We start from the raw sequence: 26613 nt of genomic DNA on the forward strand, positions 1-26613 counted from the left end.
TGTGGCATAGCTGTCTATTCAGGGTACATACTGGTATTGTAATGTTAGAATCATATTATCGTCGCAGTCACTTTGGCAGGGCAGCGCATGGAGGGATCACGTTTCTTGATTAACAACAAATTTTACCGCATATGCACAGCAATTATTTTACTGTTGCTGATCGTGTATTTGGGGGATAAAGTCAACTTTATTTTCCGCCCTCTCACTTCGCTGATTCATATCATTATTATCCCGCTCCTGATCGCAGGATTTTTCTACTATCTGTTGCGTCCGCTCGTGGACTTCATGGAACGGCACAAAATCAAAAGGGCACTGTCTGTCCTGATTATTTATGTCGTTGTTGGACTGTTCATCGCTGTATTTAGTGTACTCGTGTGGCCTTCCCTGCGAGAGCAGTTATGGAATTTTATCGAAAATACACCTAAGCTTGTTTCTTCCCTTGTGGAGCAGATTAAAGCGCTGGAAAACAATCGTTTTCTTGCCCGTTACCTGCCTGAGGATTCAGACTTGTTTACCAGATTGTCCGAGTATCTAAGTCAGGGGATTACGCAGGTTACGGATTATGTCTCTAGTCTGTTTTCCGTCGTATCCAACTTGGTTATTATTTTGGCAACATTTCCGATTATGCTCTATTACATGCTCAAGGAAGGCCGTAAATTCGGAACCAACTTGACGCTTTTATTGCCTAGACATTATCGAAAAGACGGAGAAGAAACGGTGCATGAAATTGATGAGGCCTTGAGCAATTATATTGTGGGCCGTGTTATCGTTAATGTGGCGCTGGGCATTCTCATGTTTATCGGTTTTCTTTTTATCGGGTTGCCTTATGCGCTGTTATTAACGGTGGTGTCTATTATTCTGAACTTTATTCCTTATGTGGGAGCTTTGCTGGCGGCCATTCCTGTGGTGATCGTTGCTTTTATCGACTCGCCTTCCATGGCGCTCTGGTCTCTGATCATTATCGTCATTGCACAGCAAATTCAGGATAATCTCATCTCCCCTTATGTGTATGGCAAACAGCTCGATATTCATCCGTTGACCACGGTCATCCTGCTGCTCGTCGGAGCCGACCTTGGCAACATTCTAGGAATGATTATTATCATTCCGCTGTACATGATTCTCAAGATTATTTTTCGTAAAATCCAGAACCGCATTGTCGAAGATCGAGCAGATGCCCAATGAGTTCGGCGCAGCATGAAGAAAAGGTCTGTCCACCGTCATAAATCACGGTGGACAGACCTTTGTTTTGATCAAATGTTTGTCTCTTTTTCATCGTCATCTGTATAGTCCGACATGTTCAGTGGTTCTTTTGGAACAATGGCAACTTTGTAGAAGCGATTTTTGTCTTTTTCAAGCAGGACAAATGTCAGGTTCTCGAATTCATACTCATCCTGTTCGTTCATCTCTGGACGGTGGCTGTAGAGCCATCCACCAATGGTATCCCATTCATCCGCATCCAGCGAAGCCATAAACATATCGTTGACTTTGGACAACGAAACTTTGCCATCCATAATGACATAGTGTTCATTCACAATCTGGATTTCTTCTTCTTCATCTGCATCGAACTCATCACGAATCTCGCCAACGATCTGTTCGAGTACATCCTCAATTGTTACAATGCCGGAGGTGCCTCCATACTCATCGACCAATACGGCAATATGCACGCCGTCCTTCTGCATTTTTTTCAGCAGATCCTTAACCGGAGTTGTCTCATGAACGGCAGACACGGGTTGAATCAGGGAAGACAGGTCTACAGGTTCTTCATTGCCGTATAGCTCCAGGAAAAATTGTTTCGTATTAATGATACCAATAATATCGTCTTTGCTCTCATTAACAACTGGAAAGCGAGTGTATTGTTCTTCCCGAATGATCTCGAGATTTTCCTCGTTCGTTCTATTTAGATAAAGGCAGACCATGTCGGTCCGGGGAACCATAATCTCTTTGGCCAGCATCTCATCAAAAGCAAAAATTCGGCTCACATAACCAAATTCAGCCTGATTGATTTTCCCGCTTTCGAAGCTTTCATTGATAATAATCTGCAACTCTTCTTCGGAGTGTGCATCTTCATGTTCGGAAGCAGGCTTGATGCCAAACAATTTAACCAACTGGTTCGCAGAGCCGTTTAATAGCCAGATAAAAGGATACATTACTCGGTTAAACCAGATGATAGGGCCGGACGTCAGCAATGCAACAGTCTCAGCTTTGCGGATCGCTATCGTTTTTGGTGCAAGTTCACCCACAACTACGTGTAGATACGTGATCGCTACAAAGGCAATGACAAATGACAAGAATGAAGCGAGTGATTCCGGGATACTCATACTATTGAACAACGGGTGGAGAATGTTCTCTACCGTAGGTTCACCGAGCCAGCCCAGTCCGAGAGACGTAATCGTGATCCCGAGCTGACAAGCAGACAGGTATCCGTCCAGATTGGCGACGGCCTGTTTCACGGCAAGCGCCCTTTTGTTCCCTTCCGCAATCATTTGATCGATCCGGCTCATACGTACTCGTACCAGAGCGAACTCCACTGCCACAAAAAATGCCGATAGCCCTATCAAAAGTGCAATTAAAACCAAATTTATCGCATACCTCTCACTGTCCATTCACTACTCTTCTCCTTTTAAGTCATAAGTTTTTAACGAGTATTATATCTAATTTTACGTAAGAAGACCACCTTCTCCTGAAGAATAGAGGAAGAGTCTGGAAGACATATTATTAGGAAACCATGTTGGAAGCAGGTTTTATCATTGTTTAAGCCCATATACCTTTGATGACATAGTCATTTGTAACAAGCTGCAATCAGAACAGTTATATACCAAAATATGTTATTTATCTGCTTATGTAAAGTTTTATCTACGTGTTCGTTACGAATGGGGTCGACATTGGGTATCTATGATTAGCTGGAAACAATATCGTCAAAGCTGGTTAGAATGAAAGAAGTGTAAGGATATGAAGCCAGATAAAAAGATAATGAAGAATGTGAAAATCAAATTAGATAGTAGGAAGTTGAGGAGGAGGCCGCATGTTCTGGCTGGTCATTATTTTACTTGTTTTTATTTTCCAAGCGGCTACGATTCTTGTGCTGGAGTTCCGCAACCCGGCCAAAGCGGTGGCGTGGTTGTTTATATTATTTTGCGTGCCTCTGATTGGATTCGTCGTGTACTATTTCGTGGCCCAAGACTACAGTAAACGCAAAAAACTACGAAAGGGTGGGTCGCGAATTTTTCGGGAAATGCGTGAAACAATTTGGAAGCAGGCCCACATCGTAGATGAGATTGCTCAAATGCCAGGTGACAGGTATAACCATCAGCACCGCTTGTTTAATCTGTTATCCCATCTGTCCGAGAGCCCCATTACAGGGTGTAACCGGAGCAAAGTGCTTACAAATGGGGAAGAGGCTTTTGCCGCTATGCTTAGAGAGATGGAAAAGGCGAAGCATCATCTGCATGTCGAGTTTTATATTTTCAGAGATGATGTAATTGGTACTCGCTTTCAGCAGGTGATGATCCGTAAAGCACAGGAGGGAGTCAAAGTCAGATTCATCTGCGATGGGCTTGGCAGTCATAACCTTAGCTGGAGTTTTATTCGTAAGCTTCAGGATGCGGGCGTGGAGTTCCATTTTTTTCTGCCGCCGCTCATTGCTACGATTGATCGCAGAGTCAATTACCGAAATCATCGTAAAATTGTAGTTGTGGATGGTAAGGTTGGTTTTGTTGGTGGAATTAACGTCGGAGATGATTACCTTGGTCAATATCCGGAGGTGGGTTTTTGGCGGGATACTCACGTGCAGATTGAAGGTGATGCGGTTTATTTTCTCCAGAGCACGTTTCTGAATGACTGGAAACTCGCTTCGGGAAAACGAATTATGGAACCGCAGCTTGCGGAATTATTCCCTTCGCATATTTGCAGTGGGGGGGAACGCATTCAGATTTTGGGAAGCGGCCCTGATCAGGATTGGGATGCCATACAAGAAATGTGTTTTGGCGCGATTTCCGTCGCTTGTGAACGGATTTATATTACCACACCGTATTTCATACCAGATCCAGCTCTTTACGAGGCTCTCAAGACCGCTGCCGTCAGCGGCGTGGACGTGCGAATACTTATTCCCTATCAATCCGATTCGCGGCTGGTGCATCTGGCCTCCCTTTCTTATGTTGAGGAGTTGCTGCGCGCAGGTGTGAAGTTTTATCAATACCGCAAAGGTTTTGTGCATGCCAAGGTGATGATCGTAGATGAGTTGCTGGCTACGGTGGGCACAGCCAACATGGACATGCGTAGTTTCTTCTGTAATTTTGAATTAACGGCTGTATTGTTCGAGAGCTCTGCAATTCATCGTTTGCTTCATGATTTTGAACGTGACCTGGAGGAGTGCAGTCAGATTGATACCTTCGCATTCCAGCATCGCTCACGTCTGCAAAAAGGGGCAGAAATACTTTCTCGGATGCTTTCTCCGCTTCTTTAGCCGATTTAGGGCAGATTTCTGAGGATAAATTCACTTTTTTTGAATTTATCTTCTTTTTGCTAAGTATTTTGCTCCAATTTGATCTTTTATGATATAATAGTTATATAAATCATGTCGTGATGAAGGAGGGGAGTCTGGGGAAACAGGCTCCCTTTTGCTCTCTTTTGGAAGTGTGATCCGGCAAGCAGTACATCTTGAATCTATTTTATATCGCCTTTAGATGCCCGTTTTTATGGTGGGTCAGAGTACATGCAGAATACAGTTTGCTCAATCTCTGCATGGAGCTTCCCCGTGGAGTAATTTAATGGATATATAAAATGGATTCACATTCTGATTTTACGGGGGGGATACCATGTCCAATGTAACGGTGAAAGAACTAACGGCCAAGCAAGCCGACCGCGGCGTCAAAAGCTCGGTGTTTACGCTGAAGTTGTTGCAACGTATTGTAATGATCCTGATCGGTGCTGTGCTCATGGCTGTATCGCTTGAAGTATTCCTCGTGCCAAACGGCGTCATCGACGGCGGTATCACGGGGATCTCGATTATGGTGTCAGAGCTTACACATCTGCCGCTGGGGATATTCCTGACTTTGCTCAATATGCCTTTTCTAATCCTTGGTTACAAGCAGATTGGTAAGACCTTTGCATTGTCCACATTGCTAGGGATCGTCGTGATGTCTATTGGAACATCGATGCTGCACAAAGTTCCAGCACTTACACCAGGTGAACCACTTCTGGGTGCAGTATTCGGCGGATTGATCCTGGGTGTGGGGGTAGGTCTGGTCATTCGTTCTGGTGGTTCACTGGACGGTACAGAGATCGTTGCTATTTTGTTTAGTGAGAAATCACCGCTGTCTGTGGGACAGATCGTATTGATTATTAATGTATTTATTTTCGCGGGTGCTGGATTTGTATTCGGCTGGCCGAACGCTCTGTACTCCATGATTGCATATTACATTGCCATGAAGATGATTGATATCGTAAATGAAGGTCTGGATCAGTCCAAGTCGGTCTGGATCATCAGCGAGAAGTATCGTGATATCGGTTCAGCGTTGACGGATCGTCTCGGACGCGGTGTAACGTATCTGGACGGCGAAGGCGGCTTCAGTGGAGATGAGAAAAAGATTATTTTTGTCGTAATTACCCGTTTGGAAGAAGCCAAGCTGAAGTCTATTGTAGAGGATTGGGACCCGCAAGCCTTTATAGCCATCGGCAACATTCATGATGTGAAGGGCGGACGTTTCAAGAAAAAAGGCATCCATTAGCGGTCCTTTCTTCTCAATATGACACAAACAACATCAAACAATAGACAGTACCGGCACCATATGTGTCGTAAGCAAATAGCCGATATCCTGAATAACAGGGTATCGGCTATTTTTTCTTGAGATGTTTCAGGATTAGTTCCAGAGGCTGCGGAGGTACGGCCGCAATAAGATCACCAATGATATTCAGGCGTTCCGTAATATTCATGAGGTGATAATCCTGAATGGAGACATCTCGGCGCACCTCATCCCAAGTGAGCGGTGTGGAGACAGTTCCCTTTGGCTTGGCGCGAGGTGTATAGGGGGCAGCCAGTGTTTTGCCGCCATAATGTTGCAGATAATCAAAGTAAATCCGCTCGCCCCGATCTTTTTTGAGCCGTTCCAGTGTAAACAATTTGGGATGTTTTTGCGTGACATATTTACCTACGAAGTGTCCAACGTCCCGTAGTTCATCAAATGTTACACCCGGAGTAATCGGTACAATAATTTGAACACCTGTAGCGCCAGAAGTTTTGGGAACGGATTGCAATCCAAGTGAAGACAAGGTTTCGCCAACAATTAAGGCGGCCTGCATGATTCTGGGCTCGTGCTCCATCGAAGGGTCGAGATCAATCATCCATTCACACGGAAGCGTACTGTTAATGGCATGCAGCGAAGGGTGAAATTCAAGCGCTGCAAGATTCCCCAGCCAGAGCAACTCAGGTAGTCCATTCATGACGATGTAACGTATGCCTTCATGATCTTGAGTATGCACGAAATCAGGCAATGGCTCTGGCGCATTTTTTTGATAAAAGAAAGTGCCCCCGGCGCCATGAGGATACCGAATGGTTGTCAGTAATCGGTTACGAGTGTAGGTCAACAGATACGGGGCCAGCGCCGCCAGTTTTTCCAGGTAGATGGCTTTGGTTACACCAGCTTCAGGCCATAACAGCTTGTCTGGGTTCGTGACGGTAAGTTCTACACCTTCGATTATGATGGAGCCTTTGATTTTGTGTGGCATGGAGGCCTCCTTTTTAATCTTCATGCTGAAGCTGGTTTGCCAGACAGTCTTCCGGAGTCACGTCTGCGAAAGTCTGAATGCTAGGATGCCGTAACGTTCGGTGATGTGTCAGTTCCATATACTGCACCTTAAGTCCAATCGCAGGTTTTACCCAAGTTGTCTCTGCGCTGCGCTCAGGAACGTTATGGAACGGTCTTTCCTTGATAATGAGTGGCTGCACCTGTGAAGTGAGTTCTCGCCAGCGGTTCATGTTTAGCTTCCCTGTTCCAACATGACCGATATAAATAAAATGAGGCCCGTCATATACGCCGATCGCAACGGCATTCACAATTCCATCACGATATGTGACGCCCCCGATCATGGCATACAAATCATGCATGATTTTGACTTTCTGCCAGCGGGAGTCTTTTCCTCCGATCCCGTAGGTGCTGGAGAGGTCTTTGCAGACGATGCCTTCCATGTGATGCTGCCTCATGACATGAAGCAGGGCTGTTGCATCCGGTGCGTTGGTAACCTCCTGTACTTGAGGGCTGGTATGGAGCACTTGGTGGAGTAGCTGCTGGCGATCTGACAGTGTCTGATTGGTTACCCAATTTCCATCATAAAAAAGAATGTCAAATACCATATAAGTAATCGGGATCTGATGTGTGGCCAGAGCAATGTTATCCGGCTTGCTCATCCGATCCCGGCGAAGCAAATGATAAAAGGAGGGCCGGCCTGTTTCTGGATCGAGCGCAATGATCTCGCCGTCCAGAATATAAGAGGCACCAGCGCATAGATTGCGAGGTTGCACAAGTTCGGGATATTGGGTCGTCCGGTCGTGTAACCTGCGATTGATCAGCCTCAATTCCTGCCCGTTCTCATAAGCGAGCATACGTACACCATCCCACTTGATCTGTGCAACCCATTGCGAGCCTGCAGGTAGCGTGTCCCTGGATATGGGTTCAAAGGGAATGACGGGTTTGAACATGTACTGCTCCTTTCCCTCAACCAGCCACAGTGTATTCGGGTTAAACCAAGTGGGTGGAGAAGGTTAATTTTTTTGCAACCGTTGTTTAAAATGATGAACCAGAATCAGCAGCAGTGGAAGGAAAATACCGCAAGTTAAATCCCAGTCAATCCAGTACGGAATGATCACTTTAAGATAAAAAGTTTCAGTTGGTGCGATCAGTATGGAGCAGGCAAAGATAAGAAGTGAGGCTGGAAAGATTAAATTCCGATAGCTGGACAACCGAAATAGATGAGCTAGGCCAAGCACAAAGCTGTAGAAAAAGAGCACACTTTTGAAAAAGACAGCAATAATCCATACGGAAGCCATAATAGCCTCGATGCGTTCGAAAAAGTTCCCGATGTTAATCAAACGGGACAGATTAAACGACGTGAACCAGTAATGCTGTGTCATGAATGGCCCTAAAATAAGCAGACACATACTTATGATTAGCGTTAACATTAATCCGCCGATCATACCCATGAGCAAAAAATCTCTTTTTAGATGAGGGCGTTGCTCGGTGTAAGGCAATAACATCATGAAAATACATAATTCACAATACGGATATGTAAGTACAGCGATAAAACCTTTAAAAGGACCAAGCAATCCCTGACCAAGAATGGGTTTTATATTATCGAACTCTGCCTTGGGGAGTAGACATAGGGTGAGAATAATCAAGAACAGGACAACGATAGGCAACAGGATTTCGGCAGTCCGTCCCATGTTAGGCAGTCCCGACCGCAATCCCCAGGTCAGAGCGCAGATAAATGTCAGGTGCAACACCCATAATGGCGAATTTCTCAGAATGTTCGTCGTCATAAAGTCTCCCATTTCACGAATAAATGTCGATGCACCAATCAGAAAATAAAAAATATAGAATGCGCTGACAACAGCTCCCAACCAAGGCCCCAGTACCCGTAGCGCATGTTCAATTAAATTCAGACGCGGATCCAAGCGATATACAGCGAGCGTGATAAGAAGTATGCCTATTCCGCCTCCTACGCCAACTAAGGAAGAGATCCAGGCATCTTGCTGAGCAAAAGATGTGATCATCGATGGGAAAAAGAGGATCTGCTCACCGATTGTACAAAGGAACATCAGCGAAGCAAGCTGCCTGACGGTCAAACGTCCCTTTTCAATCATTCCAATAAATCTCCTTCGTCTGACAATGTTTAATTCTGGGTTAGGATGTACCAATACTTCCAGTTTTATCAGTGAACATATTAAAAAAGCCTGACCCCTGTTCTCCTGAGGAAGCTTTGGAGGAACCTGGGCAGGCTTTTTGCAGTAACACGTTTGTCAAAAGAAGGAGCAGCGAATAAAGTCGGCTGAATAAGTGGATGGCAGCAGCTTGCGTCTAAAAAAACACTAATTAGACTTTATGCTGCTGAAACCAAGCGGATTCGGATATTTTGTGGGTCCACCGCATACCATGCTTCGGCATCCCGGGTTACTTCAAAGCCCGCTTGGCGTAAACGTTCAACGGCTTGTTCCACCTCTTCGGGCTCGGCATACACAATCGCAAAATAGTCAATGCCAGTAGCATTGGAAGGATTAACTGGAGCGTTGACACCAGCCCAGATGTTCAGCCCGAGATGGTGATGGTAACCGCCGGCAGAAACAAACAATGCTGACATGTTGGCAAAGTTGCCCACGATATCAAATCCGAGCACGCCTGTATAGAAGCTGCGGGCTTCTTCCAGACTGCGGACGTGAAAGTGAACATGACCAATAACGGTACCAGCAGGCAGGCCGGTCCAAGTTTCATTAGCTGAGAGATCAAATAAGCTTTGCACATCTACCGGATCACTCGCCATGATGTAATTATTATCAACATCCCGTTTCCAAGTTTCACGAGGACGGTCAGCGTAAATTTCAATCCCGTTAAGATCGGGGTCAGAGATATAGAACGCTTCGCTCACCAGATGATCCCCTTGGCCAATATCGATCCCGGATGCGACAAGATTACGAATAGCAAGTCCTAGCGATTTACGATCAGGTAGCAGGATTGCAAAATGGTACAAGCCCGCATGGGATCGCTCGGGCAAAGTGATGCTGTCTTTTACTTCTTCAAGGCGAAGAAGGACGGTTTTTCCGTCAGCGGTCATTGTAGCGATATGCTCCTGGCGTGTCAGCAGTTTGAGGCCGACAACGTCCGTATAAAACTGAATGGATCGATCTAGATTACTGATTTTGAGACTCACTTCACCCAAGTGGGTAGTGGCTGGAATTTGATATGTGGTACTCATAGTTATTTCCTCCTTATGATGGATGCTTGATGTTGGACGTTCTGCGTTCAACAAATTACGAGGGGATATATTTTGCAAATATCAATTTTGTTCTGCGTACTTGGTATCGGGAATCGAATGAAGAAGTAGTGTATAACTTCAAAATGTTGAAAATTAGTTATAAATCACTTTATAAAAATAAATAAGTTACTTTTCATAAGTTAATATAAAATATTTAATTTCTTTAGTCAATAACTTTATCCGAAATATGTAGATTGTCCATAGTCATAAATGTCTAAGTGATCTGGAGGTGCGCGAAGTAGATGAGACGAGGATATTGATATATATAAATAAAATGGATTCTGCCGACTACTAACGAACCGGGAGAAAGTCGTTTTTGGCTAATGTGACCCAATAACGGTTCGTTAGACATGAGCAGAGAACCTAGCTAGGCGAGCAAATAAAAACAGGGAGTCGACAGAACATGCATCTTTTGGACTTGGTCCTACTTCACCAGCATGCATAGATTACGCTTTTGGTTTGGTTGGGGCTTTTTTACGTTTCGTGGCAGCAGGTGTATCGGTTTCACCTCCGGCAGCCGCCTGCACGGTTGTTTTTCGCGGAATGCGCTTTTTGGGCTTGGCCGTGATTGATCCAGGGTCTGCAGGAACAGGCTTCACTGCTTCGATACTTGCTTGAAGGGCAGCCATAAGATCCATTACATTGGCTTCGGGTTTGGCCGGAGCGATCTTGATTTCCTCACCTGCGACTTTGTGTTGAATGAGATCAAGCAATTTGGCTCGGTAATCATCCGTGTATTTGCCAGGTTCAAACGGAGTGGATAGTTGGTCGATCAACAGTTTAGCCATCGTAAGTTCCTTTTCGTTCACATTTTGTATTTCGGGAAGATTGGGAACCTGAGACACCGGACGGATTTCATCCGGGTAAAAGATAGTTTCCATTGACAAACAATCCTCTAGTACCCGGATGGCAGCCAGACTACTTTTGGATCGAATCGAGATTTTGGCAATACCGATTTTGCCTGTATCCCGCATAGCATTCATGAGTAATTGGTAGGCATTTCCACCAGCCTGATCGGGAGAGAGGTAATATGTCTTTTGAAAATAGATTGGGTCAATTTCAGTTAAATCCACAAAATCCAGAATGGTAATGGTTTTGTTGCTGGATTCGTTAAGTGCTTCGAGCTCTTCTTTTTCGAACAGAACAAATTTACCTTTTTCGTACTCATAGCCTTTGGTTATCTCTTCCCATTTCACTTCAACTTCACAGGAAGGGCACTGGCGTACATAAGCAAGTGGACTACCGCAGACGTTGTGAATGTAACGCATGGAGATATCCTTGTCCTCGGTAGCCGAGAACATTTTGACAGGTACATGTACGAGACCGAAACTTATTGCACCTTTCCAGACCGTATGCATAAGGGCGGCTCCTTTCGAGTTCTTTTTGTTAATAGTATGGGCAGGTGTTGTAAGGGATAGTCGTAAAACCCTTGATCATATGATGTTTTGGGATATCTAGATTGCTCTCCAGCATTTTGAATGGTTCTGCAAGAGTCGGGGATGATAACGGAAACATGATGGGGAGGTGCCAGATGATGAACAGACGAGATGAGGAAGAGGCGCACAAGCACACGTTCACGCCCTATCCTCTGGAGGATGCTGAGAGTGGAGAAGAGTTTTATACGCCAGCAGCCGATGTAAATTGGGAAGCGGTGACTTCGGAAAAGCTACCGCTGGATCGTGAATCATTTATGCTGGATATCGATCGTATGGTGAACGAGGGATTAGGTGGCGGTCAGGTGACGGAGGATAATGGTTATATTGGTGACAGTACGACAGATACGATCGTTCAGGAAAAGCATAACGAAGATCCGGAAGGAGACTACGAATAATATGATGGATGCAAAGCGGGCTAAAGCGATTTATGATGCCAAAGATACCATTGCTGTGACACTTGAAGGAGAACCTGTCTGGATAGAAAATGTAGATGAGGCCAACGGTATGGCGACTGTACAGGTGGGTAGCAGACCGGGCAATACCCAAACGGTGCGTGTGGATCGTCTGGAGGAGGAGTAGCAATAAAAATGTGACAAGTACTGTATAAATACAGGATGATTCAGGGATATTTTAGGCGAAGTGTCGTAGAAGTATACCGGATGAGATAATGGGGTAAGACCAGCGATGATCTATTGGAAATCGTTAAGTGCGACCGGTACCGGATGGTGCCGGTTGTTTTCGTTATGATCCTTTCAGAGAATTACATAGAAGATGGTTATTAGTCCTAGATTTTATAGAATGTTCCTTCGATGTTGCGGGCAAGGAAAGGGACCGATATAATAGGTTCAAAAGTGAACTCAGACGGGGAACCGTCAAAGGTGGGGCGTATATTGAATCAGACGCATAAGCAGTGGGTATATGAGTCCCATAGCATTGCAGATACCGAAAGGCTTGCGTCCGCACTTGCGGCGCAGGCGCATGCCGGAATGGTCATTGCACTGGATGGCGATTTGGGCGCGGGTAAAACCGCTTTTTCACAGAAATTTGCTTGGCATTTGGGTGTGAAGGGTGTCGTGAGTAGTCCGACTTTCACGCTGATCAAGGAATACGAGGGGCGATTGCCGCTATATCACATGGATGTATATCGCATTTCGCTGGAAGAAGCGGACGAGCTGGGTCTTGAAGAGTATTTTTACGGTACGGGGGTTAGTTTGGTTGAGTGGTCCAGCATCATTCCCGAGTTGCTGCCGCAAGAGCATCTTCATGTGCAGATTGAGACGACAGGACTTGAAGATCGAACGATAACGCTGGATGGGTACGGTGAGGTGTATGCTTCACTATGCGAACAGTTCAGACAGAATGGAGTTTAAAATAATGGAAGATTTGCAAAAAAAGCCGCGTCAGCGGTTTTTGGTGTTGGATACATCCACCGCAGTGATGGCCGCAGCGGTGATGGAAGAACGTTCGCTGCTGGAAGAGCGCAATGAACGTGCTGAGCGCAATCACTCGGTGCACGTTGTGCCTGTGATGGAGCAGCTGCTTTCTGCCAGTAGCACAGAGCCTGGCCAGCTGGACGGGATCGCCGTCGGTATTGGGCCAGGCTCGTACACGGGCATCCGCATTGCGGTGACCGCGGCGAAAACGCTGGCCTGGGCTTGGGACATCCCCGTTGCCGGGGTGTCCAGCCTGCAGGCCCTCGCCTGGGGCGGCTGGTACAGCGGCCTCGCCGCCAAGGCGCAAGCTGCGGCAGATGATGCCGCAGCCGGGGCTGGCGGAACGCCATCCGCGGACCAGGGCGGCACGGGTGCCGCCGCTGTCCACTGGATCGTTCCGCTTGTGGATGCGCGGCGCGGTCAAGCCTATACCGCGCTGTTCGCCTCTGCCGGCAGCGCTGCGCCCCGCCGGCTGGCGCCGGATGCCATCCGTGAGATGCACGGATGGCTGGAAGAGCTCGCCGCCCGCTTGGCGGAGGCGGCGCCGGAAGAGCGGCCCGCTGCCGTCTGGATTGTCGGCGAGACGGGCCAGCATGCGGCGGCAGCGGCAGAGCTCCGCTGCCCCGCAGAAACGGCGCTCCATCTCGTCCCGTATGAGCTGGAAGGCCGCTGGATTGGGCGCCTCGGCGCCGAAGCGCTGCTTGCAGGTCAGCGCGATGACGTACATGCCCTGGTGCCGAACTACACCCAGCTGTCCGAAGCGGAAGCCAACCTGCTGCGCAAAGGCTGAAGGGAGAGGGAAGTGGATGGACAACGTAGCGAATGAAGGACAGGAAACAGGGTTTCAGTTCAGGCTCATGACGGTGGCAGATATTCCTGACGTGATGGAGGTTGAGCATGAGGCATTTACCCTCCCTTGGACAGAAGAGGCTTTTCACAACGAATTGAAGCATAATCATTTTGCTAAATATATGGTCATGGAGCTGGACGGCACTGCCATTGGGTATGCGGGCATGTGGACCATTATGGATGAGGCACACATTACCAATATCGCGGTGAGAAAAGCATACCAGGGCCGCAAGCTGGGCGAAAAATTGCTGGACGAGCTAATGAAGACGGCAGCCTATCTCGGCATGGAGCGAATGACACTGGAGGTTCGGGTGTCGAATATCGTAGCTCAGAATTTGTATCAGAAAAAAGGGTTTGAATCGGCAGGTCTGCGCAAAGGGTACTACTCCGATAACGGAGAGGATGCAATGATCATGTGGGCGGTGCTTCCGCCTGCAGGCCGGAGCGGCGAAGAGGAAGGAAGCGTAGTGGATTCATGAACGATCTTATAGATAATCAAGGCGGAACGCCATCCTATATTTTGGCGGTAGAGACAAGCTGTGACGAAACATCGGTAGCCGTTGTAAAGGATGGGCGTGAGGTGCTCTCCAATCTGATCTCTAGTCAGATCGAGACACATAAAGCGTTTGGCGGAGTCGTACCCGAGGTGGCTTCACGCAAGCATGTTGAAGTTATCACGTTGATGCTTGAACAGGCTATTGAGCAGTCCGGCATTCGTCCGCGTGATTTGAGCGCAATTGCAGTCACGCAGGGGCCTGGACTTGTCGGCGCGCTGCTGGTGGGTATCGTCGCAGCCAAAACGCTGGCGATGGCGCTTGGCAAACCGCTCATCGGCACCCATCATATTGCTGGTCATATTTATGCGAATCGTCTTGTGCGTGAACTGCAATATCCGGCGATGGCTCTTGTCGTATCCGGGGGACATACAGAGCTTGTGCATCTGGAGTCAGAGGGCAAATTCAAGCTGATTGGCCGCACACGGGACGATGCTGTCGGTGAAGCATATGATAAAGTAGCTCGTGCGCTCGGATGCCCTTATCCAGGAGGGCCGCATGTAGACCGTATGGCGTCGGAAGCTAAGGATGTGGTTCCTTTGCCGCGGGTGTGGCTTGAAGCGGGATCATATGACTTCAGTCTCAGTGGATTGAAATCGGCTGTACTTAACGCACTGAATCAGGCCAAGATGCGCGGCGAAACATTGGAGCCGTCTGCAGTAGCGCGCGGTTTTCAGGAAGCTGTCGTTGAAGTGTTGGTGGAAAAAGCGGTACGTGCTGTTCGTGAATATGGTTCACGCCAGTTACTTCTGTGCGGCGGGGTTGCCGCCAATCGTGGTTTGCGGACGGCTCTGCAAGAACGCTGTGAGAAGGAAGGGCTGGAACTTGTCATTCCGCCTATGGAATACTGCACGGATAATGCAGCCATGATCGGCGCGGCGGCACATCTGAAATGGATTCGCGGCGAGGGCACTGATTTTGACGCAAAAGCAGACCCTGGACTTTCTCTGGAAGCTTGGTCGGTACAATCCGAAGGGTAAAGTTCTCTGGGAGCGAAACGTAACGTATATAAGATAAACTATTCTTTTGCACTTTAACGGAGAGGACAGAAAAAACCTGGAAAAACGAAGCACTCGCCTTTATCACTGGATTTTTCCCTTTGGAGAAGGGAATTCAAAAAAATCTGGGGATAACAGCGATTGGAAGGTTCTTCTGTTATCGGAGTGAAATGTGTAAAATCTTTAGTTCAACTTATATAGCCTGTTCTGCAAAGAGATTGTTCATTTTTGAAATGAATGGTTGACAGCGGATTGTGAAGAATGTATATTAGTTACAAAATTAAACAGGAATTATCTCCTGAACCGAAAAACGCGATGAACAGGAACAGTAAGGTCACTCCCGGTCATTAGAGAGCTGCGGGATGGTGCAACGCAGCCGAAGGAAACCTGAAACTCACCTGGAAGCGGAACGATGGAACACGGCTATTTCAAGAAGACAGCCGAAGGCTGAAACTAGTCGGAAGTATATCGTTACGGGTTGCCTCCGTGAAAGGGTTATTGTGATCGATTTACTTAGGATTAGAATGAAACGGAGACAACTTCCGTTACACTAGTGTTAAGTTTCAGGAATCGATGGACAATACTGAGGGGACTTTCAGACCGTTGTTTGAACGGGATGGGAGTCAACAAGAGTGGTACCGCGATGGTGAACAGCCTGTCGTCTCTTGCATTATGCAGGAGAAGGCAGGCTTTTTTGATTTCAATTTTGGAGCAATATTAACATATAAACAAATGTAATGAACGGGAGCAGTAGAACGACGATGGCGCTCAGAGAGCTGCGGGGTGGTGCGACGCAGTGGCTGGAAACGTTTGAATCTCGCCCGGGAACAGAGCTTTGGAAACATGGGATAGGCTTAACCGCTGCCTTCAAGGAGGAAGCCCATGTGTACATGGCAACGGCTAACCCCCGTTACAGGGAGTTTCTCTTGAATTCAATGACTGAATTAACGCAGAATGTTGCGTAGTTCAATGCATTTCACGAGAACACGAGGTGGATGGTGTCAGCGCAGGCTGGGCTATCAAGCGAGAGTGGTACCGCGGAGGGGAGAATAACCCGCCGTCTCTTTGATGAGATGGCGGGTTATTTGTATTGCTGCCGGCAGCAGGGTGGGCAAAAGCTACAACCATATGGGATGCACATGGCATCAGTCCGAATCAGAAGCATTTCAGAGTGTAAGTCGACGTACACTTTGAACCAACCATTGAACATCACTTTTCTACCAAACAAACATAGCAGAGCAGAATGGGATGGAGATCAAAAGCCTATCTCCATAATAAACCAGCATAGGCAGGTTTATTATGGACCCGGCAAAACGATATCCCGAAAATGTAATGGAGGTTGATGAAAATGACAACAAACCCGAATAAACGCATGATTGAAATTTTTGATACAACACTGCGAGATGGAGAGCAAGCACCCGGAGCCAGCCTGCATCCTGAACAAAAAATAGAACTGGCTCACCAGCTGGCAGCTCTTGGCATTGACGTCATTGAGCCTGGATTCCCAATCTCCAGTCCAGGGGAGTTTGCGGCGGTTCAGGCGATCTCAAGACAATTGCAGCAGGTCGAAATCTGCGGGTTTGCACGCGCGGTCAAAGGAGACATCGATTCTGCGGTGAAGGCTACCGCAGATGCTGCCCGGCGCCGAATCCACCTGTTTATATCCTCGTCGGATATTCATATTGAGCATCAGCTGCGCCGGCCTCGCAGTGAGGTGGTAGCTACGGCCCGGGAGATGGTTTCCTACGCACGTCAGTTTACGGATACCGTGGAATTCACGGCGATGGATGCTGCGCGTACCAAGATGGATGATCTGATTGAAATGGTCGAAGTGGCCATTGAGGCAGGGGCAAGCATTATCAACCTGCCAGATACGGTTGGTTATGCATTGCCGCATGAGTATGGAGAGATGTTCCGACGAGTGCGTGAGGGAGCAAGAGGTGGAGATAAAGTGCGTTATAGTGCGCACTGTCATAACGATCTGGGGCTTGCGGTGGCGAACAGTTTGGCTGCCATTGCCAATGGTGCTTCACAGATCGAAGTGACCATCAATGGAATAGGAGAACGGACAGGAAATTGCGCGTTAGAGGAACTGATTATGGCGCTGGAAACACGCGGAGATGTGATTGGAGCAACGACCAATATCAAGCTGAACCAGCTATATGAGACATCTCGCCAGATCAGCCGGGCCATGCACTTTCCGATTGCTTATAACAAACCGGTTGTTGGACGCAACGCCTTCCAGCATGAGTCGGGCATTCACCAAGATGGTTTGCTGAAGAACCGCAACACGTATGAGATTATGGACCCGGAAGCACTGGGCATTCCGCGCAGTATGATTATTTTGGGTAAACATTCCGGCCGTCACGCTCTGAAGGATCGGGTACGCAAATACGGATTTGAACCGGATGAACAGCAAATGGAGCAGTTGTACGAAGTGTTCAAAGTCACTGCGGACCAGCAAAAAGTGGTGAGTGATGACCAGTTGCTGCAAATGGTAAGCCAAACGATGAATATTCCGGCACAGGACTATGAATTGCTTGAACTGCAGGTTACTGCAGGCAGCATGACAGACCGTATGGCTGCGGTCCGTATTCGCACAAGTGCAGGGGAACATTCTTATTCTGCTGTAGGAAAAGGCCCTGTAGATGCAACAATTCAGGCCATTGGGCAGTGTATTTCTGACGATATTACATTTGTAGACATGGAGATGCATGCCTTGAGTGGGGGAGAGGGAGCCAGTGCAGAAGCCGTGATCACGGTAGAACGTGCCGGCCGAGAGTTCAGAGGAACGGCAACGCACCATGATATCGTTATGGCCGCAGGATTGGCGTATGTGGCGGCATGTAACGCAGCCGGACTAAAAGCGGAATCTCTGGAAAGTGAAGAGGTATCTGTACATTAAGATGCCTTAGAAATAAGGGGATGATATAGCAAAAAAAGAGCTAAAGAGGGGTTCTTTCCCCATGGTTTGGGCGGAATGGAATAAACGAAAAATCAAATAGCGATAATCGGATTTGTCAAGATGTGACTACAGTTATCCACATATCCAGTGTAATTTGTGGGTAACTGAGGTCAAGTCTTGCAACGAGTGTTTTCGAAACAAGTTGTTTGCAGGGGATAGAATGCATCTGAGTTACCAACAATATTGTGGATAATGTGGATAAAACGGTGGATAAATATGGTTTTTTCATACAAAGCTTATTCTACCAACGTTTGATTACGTGAAATGAGTCGTGAATTAGTGCTCGCTCTTGTGGATAAAACTGAGGTGAGTCTTCACAAAAATATTTTACGTAATTCAAGTATATTTGACAAATGTGAAAACAAGATTTATTGATCTCGAGCGAGTTGTTGGGGTGCGTATTATAAAGGCATTTCAAGTCAGTCTGTTCTCTGTATACAGTTGTTGTCCTGTTAACCCAAAGAGGCTCCGCGTTACGTTCGTATCGCGGGGCCTCATTTATAATTTATTCGATGTGTTCCACAAGCACAACAATAAGGGTAACTAGGCCATCTCTTTCCTTATTCACTAAGATCCTCTATCCCATCGCCAGCGTTTCCCATTCCTCATAAGCCTCAGCCAGCTGTGTCTTGTGCTCTTCAGTTGACTGTTGCAATTCCTGCAGTTTCATATAATCCTGATAAACTTCGGGCAAAGCCATCTGTTCTTCCAGCGATGTGATCTCGGACTCCAGTTCAGCAATTTGCTGCTCCAATGCTTCCTGTCTGCGCTGTCTGTTTCGTTCTTCGCGCTTCGCCTGTTTATCTGCCTCAAAAGAAGCTGCACCGGATTTCTCGGAAACTGCTGGATTTACACTTGAAGTTGCTGTAGAAGCAGATTTTGAAGATGTTTGCCGGGCTTCCGCTGCTTCGCGTGCAATGTCTTCCAGTTCCTGTTTTTTTTCCACATAATCATCATAATTACCGAGGTAGTGCTCGGTACCTCCAGGATGAAGCTCAACGATCCGTTCCGCCATTTTGTTCAGGAAGTACCGGTCGTGGGAGATGAAGAGCAGTGTACCTTCGTAATCCATTAAAGCAGCTTCCAGTACTTCTTTGGCGAAGAGGTCGAGATGGTTCGTCGGCTCATCGAGAATAAGCACATTGGCTTCCTTCAGCATGAGTTTGGACAGAGACACACGAGCCTTCTCTCCACCGCTGAGCGAGGAAATTTTTTTGAGCACATCATCACCGCTGAACAAAAAGTTACCCAGTACGGTTCGAATGCGCGCTTCTTCCATGCCCGGATAAGCACTCCACAGCTCTTCGAGCACGGTGTTGGACGGATTCAGTCCAGTCTGCTCCTGGTCATAATAACCGATCTGTACTTTGGTACCCCACTGAATATCGCCTTGCGCAGGACGAAGACTTCCGGTGAGGCACTTCAGCAACGTCGATTTTCCAATTCCGTTCGGCCCGATCAGTGCAACGGTTTCGCCGCGTCTTAGATCAAAGGACACATTGCGGAACAGAGGCGAACCTTCTTCATACGCAACGGATAATTGTTCTACACGCAACACTTCTTTGCCGGACATAACGGCAGTTTCGAAGGAAAAGTGGGCTTTCTTGAGATCACCGAGCGGTTTGTCGAGACGATCCATCTTCTCCAGTGCTTTGCGGCGACTCTGGGCACGCTTCGTTGTCGAAGCGCGTACGATATTTTTTTGAACAAAGTCCTCCATCTTGGAGATTTCGTCCTGTTGTTTCTCGTATTGTTTCATCTGAATCTCGTACTCGGCTGCTTTCAGCTCCATATAGCGGCTGTAATTGCCCGTATATTTCTTGGAGCGATGACGTTCAATCTCAACAATGTTAGTTACGAGTCTGTCTAGGAAGTACCGGTCATGGGATACGACTAATAGTGCGCCTGAGTATCCCCTCAGATAATCCTCAAGCCATGTAAGTGTAGCGATGTCCAGATAGTTCGTCGGCTCGTCCAGCATGAGCAGATCAGGAGCCTGTAACAGAATGCGAGCTAATGCGAGTCTGGTCTTCTGTCCGCCACTGAGGGTACCAATCGGGGTATCAGGTGCAAATTCTCCAAAACCCATACCGTGCAGAACGCTGCGAATACGCGTTTCCATCTCGTAACCACCATGATCTTTGAACCAGTCTGAACGTCTTGCATAGCGCTCCAACAGATCAGCATAGCGTTTCTCATCTTCCATTAATGCAGGATCGGCAATATCATGCTCCATCTGTCTCAGCTCTGCTTCGGTCTGGGTAAGATGCGCGAAGACATGCATCATTTCTTCCCAGATGCTGCGATTGGACTGCAGGCCGCTGTTCTGAGCGAGGTAACCAAGCGTAGTTTCTTTGGATTTGAAGATTTGTCCGCCGTCATAGGACATCTCCCCGGCGATTATTTTGAGCAAAGTCGATTTACCTGCACCGTTAACACCAACCAGGCCGATGCGCTCACGCTCTAATATTTGTAAGTTCACGCCGTCCAGGATTGGATCGACACCAAAACGTTTAATAATTCCGGATACTTGCAGCAACATAGAATTAAGTTCCTCCATAAGTCGAGTTCTGATATAGACACTTACATCCCAGTTTACATGAAATACAGAGCAAATGCACCGATTGGGAACGGCTCCGGCTTGTAGTCTTTTTGGTCAATCAATGATAAACTGAAAGAAGACATGTTATACCATGAGGATTTTGCAGAAAATGAATCATTTTAACTGATCATCCAGATAACATCTTGTCTTAACATATAAATAATGGCATGAATTATTTTCTTACCTTCCAGATCAACAGGAGGTTCGTCAGTATTATGCAGGATCGTACGGAACAGAAGAAGCAACTTCGCTCCCGGCTCAGAAAATTGCGCGATCGATTGGACGAGCAGATGCGGGAGGAGGCCAGCACACGAATGAATGACGGACTGAAGCGTGAGCTGGATCGCCTGCGGTTGAGCAAGAACAGGCACATGCGTAAGCCGCTGAATATTTTCAGCTATCTGTCCTATGGGAGTGAGGCATCCACCGCTTTTCTTTTTGAAGAGGGATGGAAGCAGGGGGATATGTTGCTAGCGCCCAAAGTACTCGCTGACCCGCCTCGGATGGAATTGCGGCGAGTAACGAGCCGGGAGGATATTGAACCAGGCGTTTGGGGCATACCTGAACCTAAGGCATCTTGTGAAGTGTTGCACCCTGAGAACTGGCCCGATCTGGATCTGGTGCTCGTACCGGGACTGGGTTACGACCTTCAAGGAGGACGCATCGGATACGGTGGCGGTTATTATGACCGATTTGCAGAGCAGCTTGAGATGCAGTGTGCTGAACGAAGCAAAAGACCTCTCATGGCTGCTTTGGTATTACCTGGCCAGTTGGAGCCGGAAATTCCGATGGATCCACTTGATCTGCGGCTGAATCTGTTGATAACACCCGAAGGTATATTACATATCGAATAAAGGGTTGTGATGTGATTGAACTCGGAAGTAAACCATGGTCGATCTTCCAGTGGGAAGCTGACTCATTTTAACGAACAAGGACGAGCCCGGATGGTGGATATTTCGGGTAAGGACGTGACGGTGCGCACCGCTGTCGCTGTAACGAAAGTCACGATGAACCCCGATACACTGGAAGCCATCCGTCAGGGTCGTATTGGTAAAGGAGATGTGCTGGCGGTTGCTCAGATTGCGGGTATTCAGGGGGCGAAGAAGACGTCTGACTGGATTCCGATGTGTCATCCGCTTGCACTGAATGGTGTTGATATTCGTTTCCATGATAATGGAGTGGACGAACTCCATATCGAAGCAACCGTCAAGACAGAAGGCAAAACAGGTGTCGAGATGGAGGCACTCACGGCGGCCTCGGCTGCGGCACTTACGGTTTATGACATGTGTAAGGCGATGCAAAAAGATATGGTCATCGGCCCAACGATGCTGCAGTCCAAGAGCGGTGGTAAAAACGGTGATTTCAATCGATAACGGATATTTATTTTCATAGAGGAGAAGGGTGATCTTTATGGTGTGGAGAACAGCAATCCTGACAGCCAGTGACAAAGGGGCCCGTGGAGAACGTGAGGATACAAGCGCGCAAGTGATACGGGAACTTGTAGAAGAGGAACTTGGTGGTCAGATCGTGGAGTATCGAATCGTTCCGGATGAGCCCGATGAGATTATTGCGGCATTAATCGAGATGACCGATTATTTTCACGCCGATCTCGTACTAACAACGGGTGGAACGGAGCTGGCCATTCGGGATATTACTCCTGAAGCGACCAGAAGGGTCATTGAACGTGAAGTTCCTGGTATGGCTGAGGCGATGAGATACAGTGTGATGAGCAAAAATCGCTCTGCGATGTTGTTCCGCGGGGTATGCGGGATTCGTGGCCGCACATTGATTGTGAATCTGCCGGGTACGCCGAAGGGTGTGCACGAACATCTGGCAGCCATTATGGATCAGCTTCCGGAAGCACTCCTGATGGTTACTGGTCAATTCAAGCAGTAAGGAAAATAAAGCACAGTTATAACATTTTACGGGTTATGTAAGTGGTTACATCTGTGGTATGATGGGCATAAATCCAAATATAGTTCAGACATCTGTGAACATGACTTCGGGTAAGCGTATGTTGAACGCTTGAAACAGGGAGGAAGATCAATGTTAAGTTCGATTGGACCAACAGGATTTATTTTGCTGGCCGTGATTGCATTGCTTTTGTTTGGGCCTAACAAGCTGCCGGAATTGGGACGGGCTGTCGGACGTACGTTCCGTGAGTTCAAGGAAGGCGCGCGTGATATTATTTCGGACGATGATGCTTCCAGTCGCAAAGAGCAGGAAAAAGCGAAACCCGTGGCAACAGATACAACGGCTGCTGATAAACCTGTAGATAAACGCCTGCCGGAATAAGATTTATGGCTATGAGAGAGACCCCTTCCTGCCGGAAGGGTTTTGTATTTTAAAGCTGAATTCCAGGGGGAGGCAGGCATGACGCGGCAAAATGAAGAAATGACGCTTACCGAACATCTGAGTGAGCTGCGCAAGCGGCTGATCTATGTATTGAGCATTTTTATTCTGGGACTGATCGCTGGATTCTTCGTGGCAGACCCGGTTTATCGTTATTTGACCAAGGCGGAGACGGCCAAAGGCTTTGTACTGCATGCGTTCTCCTTCTGGGACGGTATTGGCATCTATATGAAGATTGCTGGACTCTTTTCGATTATCATTACGTTGCCCTTTACGGTGTATCAGATCTGGAAGTTCGTTAGTCCTGGTCTGCGGCCGCAAGAACGTAAGGCATCTCTGAAGTATGTACCTTATGTATTTCTGCTGTTTCTGGTGGGCGTCGCCTTTTCGTATTATGTTGTTTTTCCAATGGCGCTTGCGTTCACAACCACGATTACGGAGAAAATGGGGCTTGTCGAGACATACGGTATGCAGCAGTACTTCAGTTTCCTGTTTGGCATTGTGTTGCCAGTGTCACTGCTGTTTGAGTTGCCACTGCTCATCATGTTCCTGACGGGGCTGCGCATTCTCAATCCGATTCGTCTGCGTAAAATGCGCAAAATTTCTTATTTTGTACTGATTTTTATTGCAGTGGTCATTACGCCGCCAGATTTAATATCCGATCTGCTCGTCATGATTCCGCTATTGTTGTTGTATGAGATCAGTGTGTTTCTATCCGCAATTGTGTATCGCAAGCAGCTTGCAGCGGATCAAGAGATTGAAGCCCGTTATGTGCGGAAAGAGGACAACCAACATTCAGGATAGAAAAGTCCAGGGTTGGTGAGTTCAGGTGGAGAGCTAGTTCACTCGTTATAAGTATAGGACCCGGTGAAGACGTTTTGGTCTGCTCCGGGTCTTTGGGTTCCGTTCGAAAGGAAGAACGGAGTGGACACGCAGGCATATTATGCCGGTCAATGGATACAATGGAGAAGGGATGAGGGGCGAAGTTTGCATCTAAGGCAACGAATCTCGTAAAATAGAAGCGTGAATGTAACATTCATCCAGCTGTGTCAGGCGTGATTTGGCTTCTGGATATAAGTGGTCAAGCTGTATGGATGTAAATTCAACGTAAATTCTCGCAAGAATTCATCAAAAAGACTTGAAATCATGCTTCAAGTTGAGTATCATAAAGTTGGTTGTTAGCACTGAACACTGTCGAGTGCTAATACATATGGCTGCAACCTACAAATGCAAGGCTATATAATTTCAAAAGGAGGCTATTTTTCATGATCAGACCTTTAGGTGAACGCGTATTGGTAGAACCACTGGAGCAAGAGCAAACGACTTCTTTCGGGATCGTACTTCCGGACTCTGCTAAAGAGAAACCGCAAGAGGGTAAAGTAATTGCTGTTGGCGCTGGAGTGCTGAAAGACGGCGTACGTGTAGCTCTGGAAGTGAAAGAAGGAGACCGCGTTATTTTCTCCAAATATGCCGGTACAGAAATCAAATTCGAAGGTAAAGAATATTTGATTATGAAAGAGAGCGACATTCACGCGATTCTCGACTAATTTCAAATTTTAATCGGTTAACCGAACCATATAGCAGTATCATTTTACACAATATACTAGGGAGGTTTTCTTAAATGGCTAAAGACATTAAATTCAGTGAAGACGCTCGTCGCTCCATGCTTCGTGGTGTGGATGCATTGGCTAACGCAGTGAAAGTAACGCTCGGACCAAAAGGCCGTAACGTGGTTCTGGAGAAAAAATTCGGAAGCCCGCTCATCACGAATGACGGTGTAACAATTGCAAAAGAAATCGAACTGGAAGATGCATTTGAGAACATGGGTGCACAACTGGTTAAAGAAGTTGCAACAAAAACTAACGATGTTGCCGGTGACGGTACAACAACTGCAACAGTACTTGCTCAAGCCCTGATTACAGAAGGTTTGAAAAACGTAACTGCAGGCGCTAGCCCGATCGGTATCCGTAAAGGGATCGACAAAGCGGTTAAAGCTGCGGTAGCTGAACTGCAAGCCATCTCCAAACCAATCGAAACAAAACAATCCATCGCACAAGTTGCAGCAATCTCTGCAGCTGACGAAGAAGTAGGCGAACTGATCGCTGAAGCAATGGAAAAAGTAGGTAAAGACGGTGTTATCACTGTTGAAGAATCCAAAGGATTCGCTACGGAGCTTGAAGTGGTAGAAGGTATGCAATTCGACCGCGGATATATCTCTCCATACATGATCACAGATACGGACAAAATGGAAGCTGTTTTGGATAACCCGTACATCTTGATCACAGACAAGAAAATCTCCAGCACGCAAGACATCTTGCCATTGCTTGAGAAAATCGTACAACAAGGTAAACCACTCGTATTGATCGCTGAAGATATCGAAGGCGAAGCACTGGCGATGTTGGTTGTGAACAAACTGCGTGGTACATTCAATGCTGTAGCGGTTAAAGCTCCAGGATTCGGTGACCGTCGTAAAGCGATGCTGCAAGATATCGCTGCCCTTACTGGCGGCCAATTGATCACGGAAGAACTGGGTCTGGACCTGAAATCCGCTGTTGTGGAACAACTGGGTACAGCTCGCCAAATCCGTGTAACTAAAGAAAACACAATCATCGTTGACGGTGCTGGTAACAAATCCGATATCGATGCACGTGTTAGCCAAATCCGTACTCAACTGGAAGAAACAACTTCCGAGTTCGACAAAGAAAAACTGCAAGAGCGTCTGGCTAAATTGTCCGGCGGTGTAGCCGTAATCAAAGTCGGTGCGGCAACTGAAACAGAATTGAAAGAACGCAAACTGCGTATCGAAGATGCCCTGAACGCAACTCGCGCTGCGGTTGAAGAAGGTATCGTATCCGGTGGTGGTACTGCGCTTCTGAACGTATATCATGCTGTTGCTGGTGTAGCATTGTCCGGTGACGAGCAAACAGGTGTGAACATCGTCCTGAAAGCTCTGGAAGCACCAATCCGTACAATCGCAGCTAATGCTGGCGAAGAAGGTTCCGTAATCGTGGAACGTCTGAAAAAAGAACAAACGGGCGTAGGTTTCAATGCTGCGACTGGCGAATGGGTTAACATGATCGAAGCAGGTATCGTTGACCCTGCTAAAGTAACGCGTTATGCTTTGCAAAACGCTGCTTCTGTAGCCGCAATGTTCCTGACAACTGAAGCGGTTATCGCTGATAAGCCAGAACCTGCAGGCGCTGCTGGAATGCCTGATATGGGTGGTATGGGTGGAATGGGCGGCATGATGTAATAAGGTTGTAAAACCTTCGTTATGCCGATAGAGGAAAGGCTCCCGAAAAGGGAGCTTTTTTTCTTTTTGGCGCAACCGTGTTTCTTTTAGAGCGTATGTATGAGAATACATAGAGTAAGACAGAGTTTGTAATTTCAACTGAGTGGAGGGA

General features: G+C 47.2%; 24 protein-coding genes and 2 other annotated features. Of the genes, 17 read left to right on the forward strand and 7 right to left on the reverse strand.

The features are described 5' to 3' along the window. Positions 1-105: 105 nt before the first annotated feature. Positions 106-1182 carry an AI-2E family transporter gene (locus AB4Z30_RS11485; protein ID WP_441926323.1) on the forward strand — a complete coding sequence of 359 codons (1077 nt, stop codon included), beginning with the start codon at positions 106-108 and terminating at the stop codon, positions 1180-1182. Between the two features lie 68 nt (positions 1183-1250). On the opposite strand, the gene AB4Z30_RS11490 is transcribed toward AB4Z30_RS11485, so the two are convergent. Then, entirely contained in the window at positions 1251-2603 is a 1353-nt protein-coding gene (locus AB4Z30_RS11490; protein WP_441926325.1) for a hemolysin family protein, read from the reverse strand. A 419-nt stretch (positions 2604-3022) separates the two neighbouring features. Between AB4Z30_RS11490 and cls the strand changes: the two genes are divergently transcribed. Both cls and AB4Z30_RS11500 read left to right on the forward strand, forming a co-directional pair. Continuing rightward, a complete protein-coding gene (gene cls, locus AB4Z30_RS11495; protein WP_441926327.1) occupies positions 3023-4462 on the forward strand; it encodes a cardiolipin synthase in 1440 nt (479 codons plus the stop codon). 352 nt (positions 4463-4814) lie between these two features. Next, a complete protein-coding gene (locus AB4Z30_RS11500; RefSeq protein WP_441926329.1) occupies positions 4815-5726 on the forward strand; it encodes a YitT family protein in 912 nt (303 codons plus the stop codon). Positions 5727-5832: 106 nt separating this feature from the next. On the opposite strand, the gene ligD is transcribed toward AB4Z30_RS11500, so the two are convergent. The 5 genes from ligD to ku form a co-directional block, all read right to left on the reverse strand. Next, a complete protein-coding gene (gene ligD, locus AB4Z30_RS11505; RefSeq protein ID WP_441926331.1) occupies positions 5833-6723 on the reverse strand; it encodes a non-homologous end-joining DNA ligase in 891 nt (296 codons plus the stop codon). A 13-nt stretch (positions 6724-6736) separates the two neighbouring features. After that, positions 6737-7693, reverse strand: a complete 957-nt coding sequence (locus AB4Z30_RS11510; RefSeq protein WP_441926333.1) for an ATP-dependent DNA ligase — start codon at positions 7691-7693, stop codon at positions 6737-6739. Positions 7694-7756: 63 nt separating this feature from the next. Beyond that, the gene (locus AB4Z30_RS11515; RefSeq protein ID WP_441926335.1) at positions 7757-8854 is read right to left on the reverse strand and encodes a GerAB/ArcD/ProY family transporter; all 1098 of its coding nucleotides are present in this window, start codon (positions 8852-8854) and stop codon (positions 7757-7759) included. A gap of 236 nt (positions 8855-9090) precedes the next feature. Continuing rightward, on the reverse strand, positions 9091-9960 hold the full coding sequence (locus AB4Z30_RS11520) for a VOC family protein (RefSeq protein ID WP_441926337.1): 870 nt from the start codon (positions 9958-9960) through the stop codon (positions 9091-9093). A 506-nt stretch (positions 9961-10466) separates the two neighbouring features. Continuing rightward, on the reverse strand, positions 10467-11378 hold the full coding sequence (gene ku, locus AB4Z30_RS11525; protein WP_441926339.1) for a non-homologous end joining protein Ku: 912 nt from the start codon (positions 11376-11378) through the stop codon (positions 10467-10469). Between the two features lie 173 nt (positions 11379-11551). Between ku and AB4Z30_RS11530 the strand changes: the two genes are divergently transcribed. The 7 genes from AB4Z30_RS11530 to AB4Z30_RS11560 all read left to right on the forward strand — a co-directional run bounded on the left by AB4Z30_RS11530 (position 11552) and on the right by AB4Z30_RS11560 (position 18195). Beyond that, a complete protein-coding gene (locus tag AB4Z30_RS11530) occupies positions 11552-11851 on the forward strand; it encodes a hypothetical protein (RefSeq protein ID WP_441926341.1) in 300 nt (99 codons plus the stop codon). Between the two features lie 4 nt (positions 11852-11855). After that, entirely contained in the window at positions 11856-12035 is a 180-nt protein-coding gene (locus AB4Z30_RS11535; RefSeq protein WP_441926630.1) for an H-type small acid-soluble spore protein, read from the forward strand. A gap of 311 nt (positions 12036-12346) precedes the next feature. Further along, complete coding sequence (gene tsaE, locus AB4Z30_RS11540; RefSeq protein WP_441926343.1) at positions 12347-12826, forward strand: tRNA (adenosine(37)-N6)-threonylcarbamoyltransferase complex ATPase subunit type 1 TsaE; 480 nt, start codon at positions 12347-12349, stop codon at positions 12824-12826. Positions 12827-12830: 4 nt separating this feature from the next. After that, entirely contained in the window at positions 12831-13679 is an 849-nt protein-coding gene (gene tsaB / locus AB4Z30_RS11545) for a tRNA (adenosine(37)-N6)-threonylcarbamoyltransferase complex dimerization subunit type 1 TsaB (RefSeq protein WP_441926345.1), read from the forward strand. Between the two features lie 16 nt (positions 13680-13695). Continuing rightward, the gene (rimI, locus tag AB4Z30_RS11550; RefSeq protein ID WP_441926347.1) at positions 13696-14217 is read left to right on the forward strand and encodes a ribosomal protein S18-alanine N-acetyltransferase; all 522 of its coding nucleotides are present in this window, start codon (positions 13696-13698) and stop codon (positions 14215-14217) included. Continuing rightward, positions 14214-15272 carry a tRNA (adenosine(37)-N6)-threonylcarbamoyltransferase complex transferase subunit TsaD gene (gene tsaD, locus AB4Z30_RS11555; RefSeq protein ID WP_441926349.1) on the forward strand — a complete coding sequence of 353 codons (1059 nt, stop codon included), beginning with the start codon at positions 14214-14216 and terminating at the stop codon, positions 15270-15272. The genes rimI and tsaD overlap by 4 nt, the downstream gene beginning before the upstream one ends. A 324-nt stretch (positions 15273-15596) precedes the next feature. Then, positions 15597-15959, forward strand: a binding site (T-box leader). A 59-nt stretch (positions 15960-16018) separates the two neighbouring features. Then, positions 16019-16358, forward strand: a binding site (T-box leader). 280 nt (positions 16359-16638) lie between these two features. Continuing rightward, positions 16639-18195, forward strand: a complete 1557-nt coding sequence (locus AB4Z30_RS11560) for a 2-isopropylmalate synthase (RefSeq protein WP_441926351.1) — start codon at positions 16639-16641, stop codon at positions 18193-18195. A gap of 637 nt (positions 18196-18832) precedes the next feature. Here AB4Z30_RS11560 and AB4Z30_RS11565 read toward each other — a convergent pair. Continuing rightward, positions 18833-20797 (reverse strand): ABC-F family ATP-binding cassette domain-containing protein, encoded by a 1965-nt coding sequence (locus AB4Z30_RS11565; RefSeq protein WP_441926353.1) that lies wholly within the window; start codon positions 20795-20797, stop codon positions 18833-18835. A gap of 275 nt (positions 20798-21072) precedes the next feature. Here AB4Z30_RS11565 and AB4Z30_RS11570 point away from each other — a divergent pair, with 275 nt between their 5' ends. The 7 genes from AB4Z30_RS11570 (at position 21073) to groL (ending at position 26462) form a co-directional block, all read left to right on the forward strand. Beyond that, complete coding sequence (locus AB4Z30_RS11570) at positions 21073-21711, forward strand: 5-formyltetrahydrofolate cyclo-ligase (protein WP_441926355.1); 639 nt, start codon at positions 21073-21075, stop codon at positions 21709-21711. 15 nt (positions 21712-21726) lie between these two features. After that, entirely contained in the window at positions 21727-22230 is a 504-nt protein-coding gene (gene moaC / locus AB4Z30_RS11575) for a cyclic pyranopterin monophosphate synthase MoaC (RefSeq protein WP_441926357.1), read from the forward strand. A 37-nt stretch (positions 22231-22267) separates the two neighbouring features. Then, complete coding sequence (locus AB4Z30_RS11580) at positions 22268-22753, forward strand: MogA/MoaB family molybdenum cofactor biosynthesis protein (protein ID WP_017690080.1); 486 nt, start codon at positions 22268-22270, stop codon at positions 22751-22753. Between the two features lie 150 nt (positions 22754-22903). Further along, positions 22904-23152 (forward strand): twin-arginine translocase TatA/TatE family subunit, encoded by a 249-nt coding sequence (gene tatA / locus AB4Z30_RS11585; protein WP_441926360.1) that lies wholly within the window; start codon positions 22904-22906, stop codon positions 23150-23152. A 78-nt stretch (positions 23153-23230) separates the two neighbouring features. Continuing rightward, on the forward strand, positions 23231-24013 hold the full coding sequence (gene tatC, locus AB4Z30_RS11590; protein WP_441926362.1) for a twin-arginine translocase subunit TatC: 783 nt from the start codon (positions 23231-23233) through the stop codon (positions 24011-24013). Between the two features lie 461 nt (positions 24014-24474). Then, positions 24475-24756 (forward strand): co-chaperone GroES, encoded by a 282-nt coding sequence (gene groES, locus AB4Z30_RS11595; protein WP_056694371.1) that lies wholly within the window; start codon positions 24475-24477, stop codon positions 24754-24756. Positions 24757-24830: 74 nt separating this feature from the next. After that, positions 24831-26462: a chaperonin GroEL gene (groL, locus tag AB4Z30_RS11600; RefSeq protein WP_441926365.1), complete on the forward strand. Its 1632-nt coding sequence runs from the start codon at positions 24831-24833 to the stop codon at positions 26460-26462. Positions 26463-26613: the final 151 nt, after the last annotated feature.

Origin of the sequence: Paenibacillus sp. 2TAF8 (assembly GCF_052114825.1) — a bacterium.
In the GTDB taxonomy this organism is placed as follows: Bacteria; Bacillota; Bacilli; order Paenibacillales; family Paenibacillaceae; genus Paenibacillus.